The 18,270-nt window shown below is 72.9% G+C and carries 17 protein-coding genes; 10 read left to right on the top strand and 7 right to left on the bottom strand.

All coding sequences use genetic code 11. From position 1 onward, the window contains the following. Positions 1-12 precede the first annotated feature (12 nt). Complete coding sequence (locus tag ACZ6H8_RS12990) at positions 13-651, bottom strand: DedA family protein (RefSeq protein WP_464147305.1); 639 nt, start codon at positions 649-651, stop codon at positions 13-15. After that, complete coding sequence (locus ACZ6H8_RS12985; protein ID WP_464147270.1) at positions 648-1,451, bottom strand: aminotransferase class IV; 804 nt, start codon at positions 1,449-1,451, stop codon at positions 648-650. Before ACZ6H8_RS12985 ends, ACZ6H8_RS12990 begins: the two co-directional genes overlap by 4 nt. Positions 1,452-1,463: 12 nt before the next feature. Here ACZ6H8_RS12985 and ACZ6H8_RS12980 point away from each other — a divergent pair, with 12 nt between their 5' ends. The 3 genes from ACZ6H8_RS12980 (at position 1,464) to ACZ6H8_RS12970 (ending at position 4,089) form a co-directional block, all read left to right on the top strand. After that, positions 1,464-2,822: an anthranilate synthase component I family protein gene (locus tag ACZ6H8_RS12980; RefSeq protein ID WP_464147269.1), complete on the top strand. Its 1,359-nt coding sequence runs from the start codon at positions 1,464-1,466 to the stop codon at positions 2,820-2,822. A 101-nt stretch (positions 2,823-2,923) separates the two neighbouring features. Next, positions 2,924-3,895 (top strand): hypothetical protein, encoded by a 972-nt coding sequence (locus ACZ6H8_RS12975; RefSeq protein ID WP_464147268.1) that lies wholly within the window; start codon positions 2,924-2,926, stop codon positions 3,893-3,895. A gap of 29 nt (positions 3,896-3,924) precedes the next feature. Then, entirely contained in the window at positions 3,925-4,089 is a 165-nt protein-coding gene (locus tag ACZ6H8_RS12970; RefSeq protein WP_464147267.1) for a hypothetical protein, read from the top strand. Here the strand turns inward: ACZ6H8_RS12970 and ACZ6H8_RS12965 are convergent. Continuing rightward, positions 4,065-4,535, bottom strand: coding sequence for an SRPBCC domain-containing protein (locus tag ACZ6H8_RS12965; protein WP_464147265.1), 471 nt, complete (start codon positions 4,533-4,535; stop codon positions 4,065-4,067). The genes ACZ6H8_RS12970 and ACZ6H8_RS12965 overlap by 25 nt on opposite strands. A gap of 95 nt (positions 4,536-4,630) precedes the next feature. Between ACZ6H8_RS12965 and leuS the strand changes: the two genes are divergently transcribed. The 4 genes from leuS (at position 4,631) to ACZ6H8_RS12945 (ending at position 10,753) form a co-directional block, all read left to right on the top strand. Further along, positions 4,631-7,234 carry a leucine--tRNA ligase gene (leuS, locus tag ACZ6H8_RS12960; RefSeq protein WP_464147264.1) on the top strand — a complete coding sequence of 868 codons (2,604 nt, stop codon included), beginning with the start codon at positions 4,631-4,633 and terminating at the stop codon, positions 7,232-7,234. Between the two features lie 105 nt (positions 7,235-7,339). After that, the gene (locus tag ACZ6H8_RS12955) at positions 7,340-7,909 is read left to right on the top strand and encodes a KH domain-containing protein (RefSeq protein ID WP_464147263.1); all 570 of its coding nucleotides are present in this window, start codon (positions 7,340-7,342) and stop codon (positions 7,907-7,909) included. Positions 7,910-8,000: 91 nt separating this feature from the next. Then, positions 8,001-8,552 carry a helix-hairpin-helix domain-containing protein gene (locus ACZ6H8_RS12950; protein WP_464147262.1) on the top strand — a complete coding sequence of 184 codons (552 nt, stop codon included), beginning with the start codon at positions 8,001-8,003 and terminating at the stop codon, positions 8,550-8,552. Positions 8,553-8,554: 2 nt separating this feature from the next. Next, positions 8,555-10,753, top strand: coding sequence for a ComEC/Rec2 family competence protein (locus ACZ6H8_RS12945; protein ID WP_464147260.1), 2,199 nt, complete (start codon positions 8,555-8,557; stop codon positions 10,751-10,753). 61 nt (positions 10,754-10,814) lie between these two features. On the opposite strand, the gene ACZ6H8_RS12940 is transcribed toward ACZ6H8_RS12945, so the two are convergent. Next, positions 10,815-11,909, bottom strand: a complete 1,095-nt coding sequence (locus ACZ6H8_RS12940; RefSeq protein WP_464147259.1) for a Fic family protein — start codon at positions 11,907-11,909, stop codon at positions 10,815-10,817. A 226-nt stretch (positions 11,910-12,135) separates the two neighbouring features. On the opposite strand from ACZ6H8_RS12940, the gene holA reads away from it, so the two are divergent. Further along, entirely contained in the window at positions 12,136-13,101 is a 966-nt protein-coding gene (gene holA, locus ACZ6H8_RS12935) for a DNA polymerase III subunit delta (RefSeq protein WP_464147258.1), read from the top strand. Positions 13,102-13,110: 9 nt separating this feature from the next. Here the strand turns inward: holA and ACZ6H8_RS12930 are convergent, their stop codons facing one another. Beyond that, on the bottom strand, positions 13,111-13,716 hold the full coding sequence (locus ACZ6H8_RS12930) for a hypothetical protein (protein WP_464147256.1): 606 nt from the start codon (positions 13,714-13,716) through the stop codon (positions 13,111-13,113). A 92-nt stretch (positions 13,717-13,808) separates the two neighbouring features. Further along, positions 13,809-14,069 carry a 30S ribosomal protein S20 gene (rpsT, locus tag ACZ6H8_RS12925; protein WP_464147255.1) on the bottom strand — a complete coding sequence of 87 codons (261 nt, stop codon included), beginning with the start codon at positions 14,067-14,069 and terminating at the stop codon, positions 13,809-13,811. Positions 14,070-14,368: 299 nt separating this feature from the next. Between rpsT and lepA the strand changes: the two genes are divergently transcribed. Continuing rightward, on the top strand, positions 14,369-16,210 hold the full coding sequence (gene lepA / locus ACZ6H8_RS12920; RefSeq protein WP_464147254.1) for a translation elongation factor 4: 1,842 nt from the start codon (positions 14,369-14,371) through the stop codon (positions 16,208-16,210). 1 nt (position 16,211) lies between these two features. Here the strand turns inward: lepA and ACZ6H8_RS12915 are convergent, their stop codons facing one another. Continuing rightward, positions 16,212-17,474, bottom strand: a complete 1,263-nt coding sequence (locus ACZ6H8_RS12915) for a hypothetical protein (RefSeq protein WP_464147252.1) — start codon at positions 17,472-17,474, stop codon at positions 16,212-16,214. A gap of 147 nt (positions 17,475-17,621) precedes the next feature. Here ACZ6H8_RS12915 and ACZ6H8_RS12910 point away from each other — a divergent pair, with 147 nt between their 5' ends. Then, complete coding sequence (locus ACZ6H8_RS12910; protein WP_464147250.1) at positions 17,622-18,257, top strand: DUF1990 family protein; 636 nt, start codon at positions 17,622-17,624, stop codon at positions 18,255-18,257. The last annotated feature ends 13 nt before the right edge of the window (positions 18,258-18,270 follow it).

Genomic DNA, 18,270 nt, shown 5'->3' with positions numbered 1-18,270 from the left:
CGGCGACCCCGCTCAGTCCATGTGGCGGGACTCGCGGCGCACGAGCCACCGCTTCGCGAGCCACACGATCGCGAGGAACGCGACGATGATCGCGACGAAGATGTAGCCGGCGCCGTGGAGGCTCTGCGACAGCTCGCGGAACGAGCCGGCTGCGAGCCATCCGACGCTCGCGTACGCCAGCGCCCACACGAGGCACGCGGGCGCCGTCCACGCCATGAACCGTCGGTATCGCATGCCGCTCGTGCCCACGACGAGCGGCACGAGCGAGTGCGCGACGGGCAGGAACCGCGACAGCAGGATCGCCGGTCCGCCTCGCCTGCGCAGGTACCGCTCGACGCGCGACCACCGCACGGCGGCCTTCGGCCACCTGCGGGCGAGGAACGCGTCGATGCGCGGCCCCAGCCAGCGACCGATCGCGAAGCCGAACGACTCGCCCAGCAGCGCCCCCACGACGCACGCGCCCACGAGCGCCGCCCACTGCACGACGTCCTCGATGCCGGTCGCCGCGACGATCACCACCGTGTCGCCAGGCACGACGAGGCCGAGCAGGACGCTCGTCTCGAGCATGATCGCGACGCCGGCGATGAGGGTGCGCAGCCACGGCTCCACCGACTGCACCACGTCGAGGAACCCCGTGATCCAGGCGTTCACGTCCACGGGCGACGCAGCCTCTCGAGCGCGGCGTGCCACGCGTCGGCGCGATCGGGCGCGCCGATCGGGTGGTGCGTGCCGTCCGCGTCGGCCCACGCGGTGACGCCGCGCACGCCGTGCAGCGCGTTCACGGCCCACACCTCGGCGCCGGCGAGGGACGCGGGGGTCGCGTCCTCGTGGGCCGCAGGTGCGCCGAGGGCGACGGCGACGGCAGCGAGGTGCCGCGCCGTGACCGACGCGACCCGATCGCGGGAGGCAGGCGGTGCGTGCAGCACGCCGTCGCGCCACCAGAGGATCGCGCTCGTGGCGCCGTCGACCACGTGGTCGTCGACGACGATCGCCACCTCGTCGGCGCCGTGCGCGCGCGCCTCGTCGCGGAGCGCCGCGAGCGTCGACAGGTCTGGTCCCTTCACGCTCGGAGTCGTGCGCGGGTCGTGCTCGGCGGTGCGCAGCCGCACGCGTCTGGCGAGCGTCGGCGCGGGCCGCACGTGCAGCACCGGACGATCGAAGGCGTCGGGGTGCGGCCAGTCGAGTCGTGGGAACCACGCCCCCGACACGGGCACCGCGGAGGGCACGGCGGCCGCCGCGCGCGCAGCGAGCTCGGCGTCGCCGCCCTGCTGATCGACCGACGCGACGAACCGCTCCACGTGCGTCGCCCATCCGACGACGCCGCCGTCGAGCACGAGCCACGAGCCCGCGACGAGCGGATCCGCGGTGGGCGGGAGGACGCGCGAGAACGCGTCGCCGTCGAACGCGAGCGATCGGATGGCGGTCGACGTCGTCGCTGCAGCCCCGCTCATAGGATGCAGGGTATGGCACCAGCCCATGGGCTCCTCATGCCCTGGCTCGGCGCAGCATCGTGGCAGGACGTGCCCTACGCCGATCCCGCGACCATCGCCGCGGGGCTGTGGGGATCGACGGGCGACGACGCGCCGCGCGACCTCGTCTGGCTCGACTCCGCCTCGGGCGGCGTCCATGTGCTCGGCATCGGCGACGCGACGATCGTCGTGCGCGACGGATCGGCCACGCGCGACGGCGCACCCGTCGCGGGCGACGCGTTCGACGTGCTCGCGGCAGCGACGGCAGACGGCGGCGCATGGGTCGGCTGGCTCGGCTACGAGGCAGGCATGCGCCTGCTCGGGGTCGACGTCGCGAGCGGCGCACGGCACCCGGAGGCGGCGTGGATCCGGCTGTCGACCTGGCTCGTCGTCGACGACGACGCGCAGCGCGCACAGCTGCAGTCGCGGCTGCCGACGCCCGAGCCGCTGCCGGAGCCCGCCCTGCCGCCCTGGTACGCCGACGCGCCGCCCGCGAGCGTGCGCTGGCGCGACGAGCCGGACGCCTACCTCGCGGCGATCGCCGCATGCCAGGGCAGCATCCGCGACGGCGACTCGTACCTGCTGTGCCTCACGACCGCGCTCGAGACAGGACCCATCGACCCGCTCGCGACGTACCTGCGCCTGCGAGCGACGACACGTGCGCACCATGGCGGCCTGCTGCGCATCGCGGGCACGACGTTGGCATCCGCGAGCCCGGAGCGCTTCCTGCGCGTCGAGGACGGCCGCGTGCGTACGAGCCCCATCAAGGGCACGAGGCGGCGGGGGAGCGGCGCCGACGACGCGGCGCTCGCCGAGGAGCTGCGCACGAGCGAGAAGGAGCGCGCCGAGAACGTCATGATCGTCGACCTGTGCCGCAACGACCTGCAGCGGGTCTGCGAGCCCGGCACCGTCGCCGTCACGAGCCTCCTCGCCGTCGAGACCTACCCGACGGTGCACCAGCTCGTCTCCACGATCGAGGGAGCCGTGCGCGCAGGCGTCACGCCCGTCGACGTCCTCCGAGCCACGTTCCCCGCCGGATCGATGACGGGAGCGCCGAAGCGTCGCACCGTCGAGCTGCTGCAGCGCTACGAGTCGGGGCCGCGAGGCGTCTACTCCGGATGCTTCGGTGCGATCACCGTCGAGTCCTGCGACCTCGCGATGGTCATCCGCTCGATCGTCGCCGACGATCAGGGCGCGACGATCGGCGTCGGCGGTGGCATCACGGCGCTGTCGGTGCCGCAGGAGGAGGTCGAGGAGGTCGCGCTCAAGGCCGAGGCGCTCGTGCGCTCGCTCGTGCCAGCCGACAGGCCGAGGGCAGATGTCCCCACGGGCACGTCCAGACGGCCTGGATAGCTCGGCGCGACCCTGCCGGCGTTCGCGCGCTCCGACGCTGCGGCGCGGGACTCGACGACGGCACCCGCTCGCCCGCCGACGAGCGCGCTAGCGTCTGAGGCATGGTCGAACGCTCGCAGGTCGAGGCGGTCGAGTCGTCGCTGCTCGCCGACGATGCGCACCTCGCCGCGGCGCACGCGGCGGCCGTGCGCGAGGGCAGGGCGACCCTGCAGACCGTCGTGGACCGCCATGACGAGCAGCTCGGGCATGGTGGACCGATGGATGCCGCGGCCTTCGACGCCGAGGTGGAGGCCGTGCAGCGCGCGGCCCTCGACGCGTACGCGCGGGAGGTGTCGGGCCGCATCCCCGCCGAGCAGACCCAGCGGTGGCGCGAGATGGTCGACGCGTTGGCCCCGGTGTCGCCGCAGCGCGCGACGCTGCTCGCGGTCGGCGCCCCGGGCGCGGCCTCGCTGCTGACGGCGCTCGACCCCGCAGCGACGCAGGACGCTGCCGGGACGCCTCCCATGTCGCTCGATGCGGCGCTCGCGGCGGTGGCCGCGCGCTGCACGTGCGGCTTCGCGGCGACACGAGCGATGCCGCGACAGCCGTGCTGGCACTGCGACGCGGCGATCGCCGAGTCGTGGCTCGTCGAGGAGCACCGCCTCCTGCAGCGGATGCCGGCGCTGTCGGCCGCTCACGCCGCGGTCTTCGACGCGCTGCTCGACCGGCTGGCGGACCTGTGGGTCGAGCCCGACGACACGACCGCCGACGGCGCCCGGCGACTGCGGGGCGAGGCGCGACGACCGATCGCTCGCGCCAACGCGACGCACACGAGCGAGATCGAGCGCGTCGGCGATGCCGAGTGGCGTCGCCTCGCCGCGCTCGCCGAGCACTCGTCGCGCACGGAGGTGCGCATGACGGCGCGACGCTGGTCGTCGACCGGGCTCGGCATGGCACGCATAACGCAGCTTGGCCACGAGCACTCGCCAGAGGTGCGCGATCGCATCGCGCAGCGCACGCTCGACGGCACGATCGGCTCGACGCGCTCGCAGCCGCTCGCATGGGTGCGCCGCCTGCTGGGCCGCGACGCGTGACCGACCACGACCGACGAGGACGACCCTCCATGACCGACGGCGCCGACCTCGGCATCGAGCTGCGCCACGAGGACGTGCCGTCCGACGAGCTGCTGCCGCCGTCGATCACGGCGTCCGCGCTGCACGCCGGCGACGTCGCCGAAGCCGGTGCCGACGACGCCGGCGACGATCAGGCGGCGCGCGACTCGGCGTAGGCGACGAGCTCGTCGAGCTCGACCGTCCACCCCTGCGCGAGGGCGCGCAGCGAGGCGCGCACCTGCGACGTCGAGCCGGCGAGCTGGAACCCGCGCTCCTCGAAGTGCACGAGCGTGCCGCCGTCGGTGGGCTTGAGCGCGAACGTCACCTGCGTGGCGGTGGGGCCGAGCATGCCCTCCGACCACTCGAACGACAGCCGCTCGCCGGGCACGGCATCGAGCACGCGAGCCGCGAGCACGACCTCGCCCGTCCATGCGAAGCGTCCTTGCGCGCCCGCCACGAGGCCCTCCGGGAAGGCCGCGATGTCGCCGAGCCAGTGCGAGAGATGCTCCGGCTGCGTGATGCACGTCCACACCGCGTCCGGGGTCGCGTCGACCGTGACGATCCGCGTGACGCGATGGTCATGCAGGTCGATCGTCGCAGGCGGATTGTCGAACCCGGGCACCACGCTCCCTTCCAGCGGTCCAGTCTGCCATCGCGGCGCCGCGAGCGCACGGCCATGCAGGGTGGGTCGGCGATCGACGTGGGTCGTAGGATCGGATGCGGTGCTCGCGCGCGTCATGCGCGTGCTGCACGCATGCGACGAACCCCAGGAGACGACCGGTGAGCGAAGACTACGACTTCCACTCGATGCAGGAGCGGTGGCTGCAGGAGTGGGATCGACTTCGCCCGTTCGCGACGGACGCCGACGCCGACACGCGCCCACGCAGGTACGTACTCGACATGTTCCCGTACCCCTCCGGCGACCTGCACATGGGTCACGCGGAGTCGTACGCGTACGGCGACGTGCTCGCACGCTACTGGCGGCAGCAGGGCTTCAACGTGCTGCACCCGATCGGGTGGGACTCGTTCGGCCTCCCCGCCGAGAACGCCGCGATCAAGCGTGGGGCCGATCCTGCCGTGTGGACGGCCGAGAACATCGAGCAGCACAAGCGCTCCATGCGCCGCTACGCGACGGCGTTCGACTGGGACCGCATCCTGCACACGTCGGATCCCGGCTACTACAAGTGGAACCAGTGGCTGTTCCTCGAGCTGTTCAAGGCGGGCCTGGCCTATCGCAAGCCCGCGAACGTGAACTGGTGCCCGAAGGACCAGACGGTGCTCGCGAACGAGCAGGTCATCGACGGCCACTGCGAGCGGTGCGACTCCCTCGTGGAGAAGAAGCAGCTCACGCAGTGGTTCTTCAAGATCACCGACTACGCCGACCGGCTGCTCGACGACCTCAACCAGCTCGAGGGCCGCTGGCCCGAGAAGGTGCTGCGCATGCAGCGCAACTGGATCGGCCGCTCCGAGGGCGCCGACGTCGACTTCGCGATCGAGGGTCGCGACGCGCCCGTGCGCGTGTTCACGACGCGCCCGGACACGCTGTTCGGCGTGACGTTCATGGTCGTCGCGCCCGACTCCGACCTCGCCGCCGAGCTCGTCGCCGGTGCCGACGATGCGACGCAGGCGGGGTTCGCCGAGTACCTGCAGCGCACGCAGCGCATGACCGACATCGATCGCCAGTCGACCGAGCGCGAGAAGACCGGCGTGCCGCTGGGACGCGACGCGATCCACCCGTTCACGGGGGAGCGGCTGCCGATCTGGGCTGCCGACTACGTGCTCGCCGACTACGGTCACGGCGCCGTCATGGCCGTGCCGGCGCACGATCAGCGCGACCTCGACTTCGCGCTCGCGTTCGACCTGCCGATCCGGGTCGTGCTCGACACGAACGCACCCATCACGGGCGTCATGCCGATGATCCCCATCGACGACGACGGCAACGCGATCGAGCCCGAGTCGTACGAGCCCGTCGACCCGCGCATCACGGGCGACGCCATCACGGGCGACGGCCGCATGATCCAGTCGGGTCCGCTCGACGGCCTGTCGAAGCAGAACGCCATCGCCCGCGCGATCGCGATGCTCGAGGAGCGCGGCATCGGCGGCAAGGCGAAGACGTACCGCCTGCGCGACTGGCTCATCTCGCGCCAGCGCTACTGGGGCACGCCCATCCCGATCGTGCACACCGCCGACGGCGAGATGGTGCCCGTGCCGCAGGACCAGCTGCCCGTCACGCTGCCGCCCGCCGCGGGTCTCGACCTCACGCCGAAGGGCACGAGCCCGCTCGGCGGTGCCACGGAGTGGATGCAGGTGCCGTCGCCGATCGACGGGAGCCCCGCGCAGCGCGACCCCGACACGATGGACACGTTCGTCGACTCCTCCTGGTACTTCCTGCGCTTCCTGTCGCCGAACGACGACACCCAGGCCTTCGACCCGAGGGCCGTCGACCGGTGGGCGCCGGTCGACCGCTACGTCGGCGGCGTCGAGCACGCCATCCTGCACCTGCTGTACGCACGGTTCATCACGAAGGTGCTCTTCGACCTCGGCCACGTGTCGTTCACGGAGCCGTTCGAGTCGCTGCTGAACCAGGGCATGGTCATCCTCGACGGCGCGAAGATGTCGAAGTCGAAGGGCAACCTCGTGACGCTGTCCGAGGAGCTCGACCGCTTCGGCGTCGACGCGATCCGCGTGACGATGTCGTTCGCCGGTCCGCCGGAGGACGACATCGACTGGAAGGACGTGAGCCCCGCGGGCGCGCAGAAGTTCCTCGCACGTGCGTGGCGCCTCTCGGGCGAGGTCAAGGCGCCGAAGGGCGCGGACGCGAAGGGCGGCGACGCGGCGCTGCGGCGTGAGACGCACAAGTTCTGGCGCGATGCCCCCGGCCTCATCGAGGCGCTGAAGTTCAACGTCGTCGTCGCGCGCCTCATGGAGCTGACGAACGCGACCCGCAAGGCCGTCGACGGCGCGGCTGGAGCCGCCGACCCGGCCGTGCGCGAGGCGGTCGAGGCGATCGCGCTCGGGCTGTCGCTGTACGCGCCGTACACGGCGGAGGACATGTGGGCGCGCCTCGGCCACGAGCCGTCGATCGCGAACGCCGGATGGCGCAAGGCCGACTCGACGCTGCTCGTCGAGCAGTCGACGACGGCGGTCGTGCAGGTCAACGGCAAGGTGCGCGACCGCGTCGACGTGCCGGCGACGATCGGCGCCGACGAGCTCGAGGCGCTCGCGCGCGAGCTGCCCGGCGTCGTGCGTGCCGTCGGCGACGGCGAGATCGTGAAGGCGATCGTGCGCGCGCCGCAGCTCGTGAACCTCGTGGTGCGCTGACCGCACTGCCCTGGGATTCGCGTTTCGCAGGCGATCCGGTGGGTGCGAGGGAAGATACCCCTCGAGCACCCCTGATCGCCTGCGAAACGCAACGGGGAGGGTGACGTGGACGAGTCGATGCACGTCGCGGCGCCCGCCGTCGCGCTCGTCGCGGCGGGGCTGCTCGCCGTGCTGCTCGTCGCGCTCGGCATCCGCAGGAGGCGGCGGCGCGGCGCACCCGCGGTCGGCTCGCTCGCGACCGGCGTCGAGGTTCGCCTCACGACGCACGCGCGCGAGCGGATGGCGCAGCGAGGCGTGACGATCGCCGAGCTCGAGCGTGTCGTCCGCGCCCCGCACCGCGTCGTGCGCGACGCGGAGGAGGGCAGCGTGCGGCTCGAGCGCGACGTCGGCGACGACGTGCTGAAGGTCTGGGTCGTGGCGCCGTGGCCCCCGGCCGGCGCCGACGCGGTCGTGAAGTCGACGGCGTGGCAGCGCGTCGCGCTCGGCCGCATCCCGCGCACTGCGGTCGGCGCGGTCGTCGGGCCGCGCGGCGCGACGGTGCAGGCGCTCGAGCGCAGCACGGGCGCGCGCATCTCGATCGACCGTGCCTCGGGCGCCGTGCGCGTCGCGGCGGCCTCTCGGCGCGTGGCGGAGGATGCGCTGCGTCGAGTCGAGGCGCTCGCGCGACGCGCCTGACCGGGCTGGGGCTCCCGCACAGCAGGCAGCGATCCACAGCCGGGTCGCCGTCGGACGTCCGGCCGGAGGCACCCGCCTAGCGTCGCTCGGCATGGAGCAGTCCCTGCGGTGGCGGATCGGCGTCGGTGCGGCCGCGGTGCTCGTCGGTGGCGCCGTCGTCGGCGCGGTCGTGACGCAGGCGGCCGTGCCGCAGGTCTCGCCCGCCGTCGTCGAGGAGGCCGGGCAGGCATCGGCGGCGACGATCCTCGTCGACGTGCAGGGCGCCGTCGCTCGTCCGGGCGTGTACGTGCTCGCCGATGGCGCGCGCGTCGTCGACGCCATCGCCCGCGCGGGCGGCACGAGCGCCGATGCCGAAGCGTCGTCGCTCAACCTCGCGCAGCCGCTCGTCGATGGATCGCAGGTGCGGGTGCCCGTCGTCGGGGAGACCCCTCCCGGCGCCATCGATGCGGGCGGGCTTGTGAACGTCAACCAGGCGACGGTCGACGAGCTCGACACCCTGCCGCGCATCGGACCGGCGCTCGCCGCCGCGATCGTCGCCCACCGCGACGAGCACGGACCGTTCGCATCGATCGGCGATCTCGACGCCGTGTCGGGCATCGGCCCTGCGATGCTCGCGAGCCTCGAGCCGCTCGTCTCGTTCTGACCGTGCGGATCGCGGGCTCGACGGATGCACGGCTCGTCGTGCCGGCGGCGCTCGCGTGGGCGGCGATGGCGGCGTGGTGGGGCAGCGAGGCGCAGCACGTCGTCGCCATCGTCGCGCTCGTCGTGGCGGTGGCCGGCGTGGTGCTCGCGCAGCGCGTCGCGCGCATCCGCACCGTCGCAGCGCTCGTCGCGGTGGGAGCCGCGCTCGCGGGCCTGCTGCTGAGCGTGCCGACGACCGCGCACGACCTCACGGGGTGCGAGGCGATGACGCTCGAGCTCGGCGGACACGCCGCACCGATGCCCGCGCGCATCGTCGAGGCCGAGTGCGGCGACGAGACGCGGACCGACGTGCGCGTCGTCGTGGTCGTGCTCGAGACGGAGGGCGACGACCTGGCCCTCGGCGACACCGTCGAGGCGACGTGCGACGCATGGCAGGGCGACGCCGGGCCGGCCGATGCGTGGCGCCTCGCATGCGCCGACGTCGAGCGCACGGGCCGTGCGTGGTGGGCGGGATGGTCGGCTGGCGTCCGCGAGGGCCTCCGCGGCGCGACGGCGCATCTGCCGGGCGACGGCGGTGCGCTGCTGCCCGGGCTCGCGATCGGCGACACGTCGCTCGTCTCGCCGTCGCTCGATGCCGCGATGCTGCAGGCGGGCCTCACGCACCTCACGGCCGTGTCGGGCGCGAACTGCGCCATCGTCGTGGCGCTGGCGCTCGGCGCCGCGATGGCGGCGGGCATGCGCCGCGGCGCTCGCGTCGTCGTCGCGGGCATCGCGCTCGCAGGCTTCGTCGTGCTGGTGGGGCCGGAGCCGAGCGTCGTGCGGGCGTCGATCATGGCGGGCCTCGCGCTCGTCGCGCTGCACCGCGGCGTGCGCCGCGTCGGCGTCGCCCTGCTCGCGCTCGCCGTGCTCGTCGCGCTCGCCATCGACCCGACGCTCGCGCGATCGGCGGGCTTCGCGCTCTCGGTGCTCGCGACGGCCGGGCTGCTCGTGCATGCGCAGCCGCTGGCGGAGGCGATGGCGAGGCGCATGCCGATGCCGATCGCGGCGGCGATCGGCGTGCCACTGGCCGCACAGCTGTGGTGCCTCCCCGTCCTCGTCGTGCTCGACCCACGGGTCGCGCTCGTCGCGGTGCCCGCCAACGTGCTCGCGGCCCCTGCCGCGCCGGTCGCGACGATCGTGGGGCTCGTCGTCTGCGGCCTCGCCGTCGCCGCGCCCGCGCTCGCCGGGGCCGTCGCATGGATCGCATGGGCGCCCTCCGCGTGGATCGCGAGCCTCGCGCACGCCTCGACGCTGCTGCCGGCCGGGCTGCCGTGGCCAGCCGGGTGGTTGGGCGTCGGGCTCGCGATCGCGGTCGTCGCCGCGGTCGCGGCGGGCATCGCGGCCCGGCGCGTCGCACGCGGAGGCATCGCTGCGGGGTGCGTGGTCGTGCTCGCTGCTGCGAGCGTGCAGGTGCCGACGCTCGTCGCGCGCGCGACGCTGCCGGACTGGTCGATCGCGCAGTGCGACGTCGGCCAGGGTGCGGCGACGCTCCTGCGCGTCGGCGACGCGATCGCGCTCGTCGACACGGGTCGCGAGCCCGAGCCGCTCGCGGCCTGCACGGCGCTGCTGGGCATCGACCACATCGAGGTGCTCGTGCTCACGCACTTCGACGCCGATCACGTCGGCGGCGTCGATGCCGTCGCGGGGCGCGTCGGCCTCGTCGTGCACGGCCCGCCCGACGCGGCCGGCGCGGCGCTCGTCGACGACCTCGCCGAGCGCAGCGCGAGGCTGCACGAAGGCGGAGCGGGGGAGCGCGTCCGCGTCGGCGACGGCGCGATCGACCTGCTGTGGCCGTCGCTCGACGGCTCGAGCGACCCCGAGCCGGGCAACGACGCGAGCGTGGTCGTCGCCGCGACGGTCGACGGCGTGCGCGTGGTGGTGCTCGGCGACCTCGGCGCGGATGCGCAGCGCACCCTGCTCGCGGGCGGCGTGCCCGAGGCCGACGTCGTGGTCGTCGCCCATCACGGCTCGCCCGACCAGCACCTGCCGCTCTACGACGAGATCGGCGCCGGCGTCGCGCTCGTCCCCGTGGGGCAGAACGACTACGGGCATCCGGCGCCCGACCTCATGGCCGAGCTCGAGCGCCGCGGCGTGCGCGTGCTGCGCACCGACGAGGAGGGCACGATCGCGCTCGACGGCGAGGTGGTCTGGTCGCAGCGGTGAGGCCACGGAATGCAGCAGCCAGCCCACGTGCGAGCGAACGTGCCGCCTGGCGACTGGGTGATCAGGTGTCGCGGAGTCGCGTGATGCGTTCCCGGATCCTCGTGTCGAGGTCCTCGAACTCGTCGAGCAGATCCATCGCCGCGTAGGCGCGTCCGCGGACGCGTTCGGTGACGGCTTCGACGACGCGGTGCTGCACGAGGGTCTCGACGCCGCGGTAGACGCTGCGCTCGGGGATGCCCGTGGCCGCGGCGAGCTGCTCGATGGTGAAGACGGGAAGCGCCAGCAGCGCAGGCAGGATGGCGTCGGCCGCGCTGCCGGCGCGGGGCTGGACGTCGTCGCGCCAGGCCTCCTCGTACCGGGCGAAGGCGCGCGCAGTCCCACGGGCCTCCCGTGCGGCTGCCTCGACGCTGAGCGCGAGGTCGGTGACGATCGGGACGGTGTCACCTGACCGGTACGCCGTCAGCAGGGAGAAGTAGTGCTGCGTGTCCGCGGCGAGTGCGCTTGCGACCGGGAGCACCGTGCGGGGCGTCACGCCGCGGCGGCGCAGGATCGCGCCGATGAGCGCTCGGCCGATGCGGCCGTTCCCGTCGGTGAAGGGGTGGATGCTCTCGAACTGGGCGTGCGCGAGCGCGGCCTGCGTGATCGGCTCCAGGTCGTCACGGTTCGAGAATGCGATCAGGTCGTCGAGGAGGCCGTGGACGAGCTCTGGCGGTGGCGGGACGTAGAGGGCGTTCCGCGGCGTGTGCTGCGACCCGCCTATCCAGTTCTGGGCGTCACGGACTCGGCCCGCATGCTGGCGCTCGGCTGCGTCCGGGTCGTCGTGCATCAGCGTCGCATGCGCGGCGAGGATCTCGTCGAGCGTGATCGTGTCGGCAGACGCGTCGATGAGGCGCGTGATCGCGGTGCCGGCCGCCACCATCGACATCGCCGAGGCGTTCTCCTTGAGGCCCCCGATGGCTCGCGCGAAGGCCACGGGGGAGGCCTCGACGTGCTCGATGCGGCTGGAGGCGACCGACTCCATGCGGATCAGGAAGCCCGCGAGCGGGCTGAGGATCGTGCCTGCGATGCGCTCGAGGTCGCCCGCCTCGTAGCGGGCCCGCGCGAGGTCGCGTCCTGGTGCATCCGTCAGCGTGAGGTCGGCGATCAGCGGTGGCACCGAGACCGTGACTTCGGCGAGCATTCGGTCTTCGCGGGTGCCTCGGCGAGACGCGCTCGTCCAAGGCACGGTACGAGACGTGTGCTCCGGCCAGCTCGACACGGGCGACTCCTCTCGCGGTGGCGACATCCTCGCCGATGATGACACGTATCGCTCATATGTGACAATACGCTGCACGCTCCTGCCGACGTCCATCCAGGTCCGCGGTTCCGCCTACGCTGGAGGCATGCCGAGGCAGATGACGTGGGATGCAGCGGCGCCGGCACCCGTCGTGCTCGTCTCCGGCAAGGAGGAGTACCTCGCGCAGCGCGCCACGGCGCGCATCCGCTCGATCCTCGCCCACGAGGATCCGGCCCTCGAGATCAGCGACGTCGACGCCGACCAGTACACGCCGGGCACGCTCATCCAGCTCGCGAGCCCCTCGCTGTTCGGCGAGCCGCGGCTCATCCGCGTCACGCGCGTGCAGGCCACGAGCGACGCCTTCCTCGAGGAGGCGCTCGCGTACGTCGCGAATCCCGTGCCCGAGACCACGCTCGTGCTGCGCCATGACGGCTCGAGCGTGCGCGGCAAGCGCCTGCTCGACGCGGTTAGGAAGGCGCACGTCGAGATCCCGTGCCTGCCGATCGTGAAGGACGCCGACCGCATCGCGTTCGCGCGCGCCGAGATCCAGGGGGAGGGGCGCACGGTGACGCAGGGTGCGCTGCGCGCGCTCGCAGAGGCCTTCGCGAAGGACCTCGGCGAGCTCGCCTCCGCCTGCAGCCAGCTCGTGCAGGACACGCAGGGCGAGATCACCGACACGACCGTGCGCGAGTACTACGCGGGCCACGTCGAGACGACGGCCTTCGACGTCGCCGACGCCGTGGTCATGGGCGATGCGGCGGGAGCGCTCGTGCGGCTGCGGCACGCGATCGCCTCGGGCGCCGACCCCGTGCCCGTCGTCGCTGCGTTCGCGATGCGGTTCCGGCAGCTGGCGAAGGTCTCGACGACGCACGCATCCGAGGGGCAGGCGGCGAAGACGCTCGGCATGGCGCCGTGGCAGGTGCGCAATGCGCGCCGCGACCTGCAGCGGTACTCCGACGAGCGCCTCGGCCACGCCATCGTCCTCATCGCCGAGACCGACCATGCCGTGAAGGGTGCGCAGCGCAGCCCCATGCACGCGCTCGAGCGCATGGTGCGCATCCTCGCGTCCTGAGCGACGCGCTCAGCCGACGACGAGCGCCGCCACCACGACCACCGCGGCGATGATGAGCGCGACCAGCACGTGCCGGACGCGACGCTCGAACCACGTGGTCGAGGCTGGCAGGTCGCGCTCGAGCGCGAGCGCCGAGCGGACGCCCGTGCGCTCCTCCACGGCGATCGACGAGCGAGCGAGCACCTCCCGCCACGGCACGCGAGCAGACGACCACGAGGTGAAGCCGAGCGCGCGACCATCCGCGCCGACGAGCACGAGGCGTCGCGCGGTCACGTGCCCGAGGCGCGCGGGCTGCTCGACCACCGCGACGACGCAGCGCGCGACGTCGTGCCGGTCGACGTGTCGTGCGGGGAGCAGCACGCGATGCAGATGGATGCGGTCGTGGGCGACGACGACGCGATGCGTCCATGGCAGCAGCGTCACGAGCGTCGCGACGAGCAGCGCTCCGCCGAACGTCACGAGGAGGAGGCTCGCGAGCGTCGCGGGTGCGTCACGGCCGTGCAGCGCGAGCACGATGGCACCCGCGGCGGTGGAGGCAGCGGATCCGGCCGTGAGGAGGCGGAGCGCGACGACCTCCCGCGGGCGCAGCAGCTGCAGCGTCACGGGGGCGGGCATGCGACCAGCCTCGTGCACCGCGCGTCGAGACCCCTGGGAACGACGAAGGGACGGGCCTCGCGGCCCGTCCCTCCCTCACGATGCGTGCTCGATCAGAGCGCGGCGACCTGCTTCGCGAGCGACGACTTGCGGTTCGCGGCCTGGTTCTCGTGGATGACGCCCTTGCTCACGGCCTTGTCCAGCTTGCGCGACGCCTGCTGCAGCGCGGTCGCCGCGGCGGCCTTGTCGCCGGCCGTGATGGCCGCCTTCGTGGCGCGGACGTGCGTGCGCAGCTCGCTCTTGACGGCGCGGTTGCGCTGCGTCGCCTTCTCGTTGGTGAGGATGCGCTTGATCTGCGACTTGATGTTCGCCATGGTGATTCCTTCGGTCGTGATTGCCTGTGGGGCTGGCGGCAAGGAGGGTGTGGGACCCGCCTCGCTCGTGGCCCCGGACACGCGATCGCGGAAGAGGGCGCGACGCATGGAAGCCAACAGAGGACTTTACCAGGCGGGCGACGGCCGCGCCAACGCACGCGGGGCGCGTCGCGCGATGCGGACGACGCGCACCGCAGCGGTGTCGCCGTGAGCGCCGACCGTGCGCCCTCGAACGCGGCGGCCGCGACGCGCGTGAGAGGATGGAGGGTCCGCATCGACCCGTGATCCCCAGGAGCACCGTGCCCCGCTCGTCCCTCGCTCTCGAGCCCGCCTCGACCGCACCCGAGCGCATTCGCAACTTCTGCATCATCGCGCACATCGACCACGGCAAGTCGACGCTCGCCGACCGCATGCTGCAGCTAACGGGCGTCGTCGACTCGCGTGCCATGCGTGCGCAGTACCTCGACCGCATGGACATCGAGCGCGAGCGCGGCATCACGATCAAGTCGCAGGCCGTGCGCATGCCGTGGGATCTCGACGGCGAGACGTTCGCGCTCAACATGATCGACACGCCTGGCCACGTCGACTTCACGTACGAGGTGTCGCGGTCGCTCGCCGCATGCGAGGGCGCGATCCTGCTCGTCGACGCCGCGCAGGGCATCGAGGCGCAGACGCTCGCGAACCTGTATCTGGCGATGGCGAACGACCTCGAGATCATCCCCGTCCTCAACAAGATCGACCTGCCGGCTGCCGACCCTGAGAAGTACGCGGCCGAGATCGCGGGCCTCATCGGCGGCGACCCCTCCGACGTGCTGCGCGTGTCTGGCAAGACGGGCGAGGGCGTCGAGGCGCTGCTCGACCGCGTGGTGCGCACGGTGCCTGCGCCCAGCGGCGAGGTCGACGCTCCCGCTCGCGCGATGATCTTCGACTCCGTCTACGACTCGTACCGCGGCGTCGTCACCTACGTGCGCATGGTCGACGGCTCGCTGAAGCCGCGCGAGAAGGTGACGATGATGTCGACCGGCTCCACGCACGAGCTGCTCGAGATCGGCGTCTCGAGCCCAGAGCCCCTCGCGTCGAAGGGCCTGTCGGTCGGCGAGGTCGGCTACCTCATCACGGGCGTGAAGGACGTGCGCCAGTCGAAGGTGGGCGACACGGTCACGAGCGCCAGGCACGGTGCGACCGAGGCGCTGCAGGGCTACGCCGACCCGAAGCCCATGGTCTTCTCGGGCCTGTACCCGATCGACGGCGGCGACTACCCCGACCTGCGCGAGGCGCTCGACAAGCTCAAGCTGTCGGATGCGGCGCTCGTCTACGAGCCCGAGACGTCGGTCGCGCTCGGCTTCGGCTTCCGCGTCGGCTTCCTCGGCCTGCTGCACCTCGAGATCATCTCCGAGCGGCTGCAGCGCGAGTTCGGGCTCGACCTCATCGCGACGGCGCCGAGCGTGTTCTACGAGGTGCGCACGGAGGACCGCAAGAGCGTCACGGTCACGAACCCGTCGGAGTTCCCTGAGGGCAAGATCGACGGCGTCATCGAGCCGATGGTCAACGCGACGGTGCTCGCGCCGAAGGACTACGTCGGCACGATCATGGACCTGTGCCAGACGCGCCGCGGCACGCTGCAGGGCATGGAGTACCTCTCGGAGGACCGCGTCGAGCTGCGCTACCGGCTGCCGCTGGGCGAGATCGTGTTCGACTTCTTCGACCAGCTGAAGTCGCGCACGCAGGGCTACGCGTCGCTCGACTACGAGGTCGACGGCACGCAGGAGGCCGATCTCGTGAAGGTCGACATCCTGCTGCAGGGCGAGCAGGTCGACGCGTTCAGCGCGATCGTGCACCGCGAGAAGGCGTACGCGTACGGCACCCTCATGGCTGGCAAGCTGCGCGAGCTCATCCCGCGTCAGCAGTTCGAGGTGCCCATCCAGGCTGCGATCGGTGCGCGCATCATCGCGCGCGAGACGATCCGGGCCATCCGCAAGGACGTGCTCGCGAAGTGCTACGGCGGCGACATCACCCGCAAGCGCAAGCTGCTCGAGAAGCAGAAGGAGGGCAAGAAGCGCATGAAGATGGTCGGTCGCGTGGAGGTCCCTCAGGAGGCGTTCATCGCCGCGCTCTCGACGGGCGAGCGCAAGGAGTCGTAGCTCACCGCAGCCGGTCGAGCTGCGTGTCGAGCAGCAGCTCGACGTCGCCTGCCGCCATGCCCTCGCCGGTCTCGACGACCGCCAGGACGCCGTCGGCGACGGTCCACCGCAGCACGACGTCGGCCGGGTCGAGCATGCCGGGCTCCGCCGGCGTCCGCTCGAGCGCGATCGACGACCAGTCCGCGTCGTCGTGGGGGAGCATGCGATCGACGACGAGGCCGTCGCCCGTCGACGCTCCCGTGCACGCGGCCGCGTAGCGCTCGAGCCCCGCGGCGGTCTCGGATGCGGCAGCGGGGTCGTCGGTGGTGAAGACGATCGCCTCGGCGTCGAACCCGTCGGTGCCCGCGACGCGCACCGACGCCGCCTGGATGCCGTCGAGCGCGATGCCGGGGCCCCAGTCGAACGCTGCGCACGCGTCGGCGTCGGAGGGGGCGGCGTCGAGCAGCTGGAACCGGTCGATGCCAAGCAGCCACGGCTGCTCGTCGATCGCGCACAGGTCGGCGGCCGTCACCTCGACGTCGGAGGCGCCCAATCCCGCGTCGTCGGCGCTCGCAGCGCAGTCGGCGGGTGCCTCGACCGCGTCTGCTGGGGTCTCGAGCCGGTCGCGCTGCAGCTCGAGGATGCGCTCGCGCACCTGCAGGCCGAGCGCGGCGTCGAGCTGCACGATGGCGACGACGCCGTCGAGCTCGGTCCAGTACGTCTCGATCTCGATCGGGTCGGTCGGCAGGGGCTCGCGGTGGGCGATGCCGTGCCACGCGCCGACCTCGAGGGCCTCCATGCGCTCCTCCTGCCCCTGCGGGAGCTGGGTCGTCGTGCCTGCGCACGCATCCCGCAGCGACTCGAGGGCCGCGAGCGTCGTCTCGGCGAGCGCGGGCTGCTCGAGCACCGCGACCGAGATGCGCTCGCCGACGAGCCCTGCGCTGCTGGGCGCGAGCCCTCGGAAGCGCCCGTCGAGCTCCTGCCGCACGCTCTCGGTCGTCAGGGCCGCGGCCGCGCACGCCGCGTCGTCGCTGCGCAGGGCGCTCGAGGCGTGCCAGTTCCACCCCAGCAGCGCGCCCCACTGCCACGCGTCGCCGTCGTCGGCGCACAGGTCGGCGGGCGTCAGCACCGCCGTCGGGAGGTCGAGCTCGGGCCCGGGGCTCGACGCGCACGCGTCGGCCGACGGCGCGGCCGACGGCGACGGCGACGGTGCTGGGCTCGCGAGGGTGCAGCCTGCGAGCAGCAGCGCGCAGGGCGCGGCGACGAGGACGAGGAGACGGCGCATGCTCCGAGGATGCACGACGGTGCTGGACGCGACCGGCGTGCGCGCTCCTGGTGCGCCGGGACCCGCTGGTGCTGCAGCGGCGCATGCGCGCTATCCTCGCTGGGGCACTCCACCAGGACGTGCCGTCGACGAGGTGGGAGCAGCGGAGTGCGGGATCTGGCGGATCGCCCGGCGAACTACGGCATCATCGGTGCCACCGCCCACTTCGACTTCGACCGATTCCCTCCCAAGGGCTTCGAGCTCGTGTCGCGGCGGGCCCGCATCGGCCACGGCCGTGCCCGCTACGACGCCGCCGTCGCCGCGCTGCGCACGTGGCGCGTGCAGCGGCTCAGCGGCGTCGAGGTCGACGTGCACCCCACCGCGGACCGCTCGACGTACCGGCCGGTCGGGTTCGAGGGCAAGGACCCCGCACGCGCGGCGTCGACGGAGGCGCAGCAGGTCTTCGCAGCCGACGGCGAGCCATTCCTGCAGCCGGGCGACTCGGCGATGCAGCGCATCCGCGTCGGCCCGCTGCAGATCCACGCGCCCATCCGCGTCATCGCCGTCGAGGACGAGGAGACGACGCACGCCGTGATCTTCGGCACCCTCGAGGGGCACCCGGAGGCCGGCGAGGAGCGCATGCTCGTCGAGCTCGCCGACGACGAGTCGGTGTACTTTCACCTCCGCGTGCTCTCGCGTCCGGCAGCGTGGTGGGCTCGGCTCGGTGGACCGATCACGCTGCGCATCCAGCGGCGCTACCACCAGCGCTACCTCGACGCGCTGCGTCGCATCCGCGTCACGTGACGTCGGCAGCGCA

It is taken from the genome of Agrococcus sp. AC640b (genome assembly GCF_979255995.1).
This window is presented reverse-complemented; position numbering and strand designations above follow the sequence as displayed.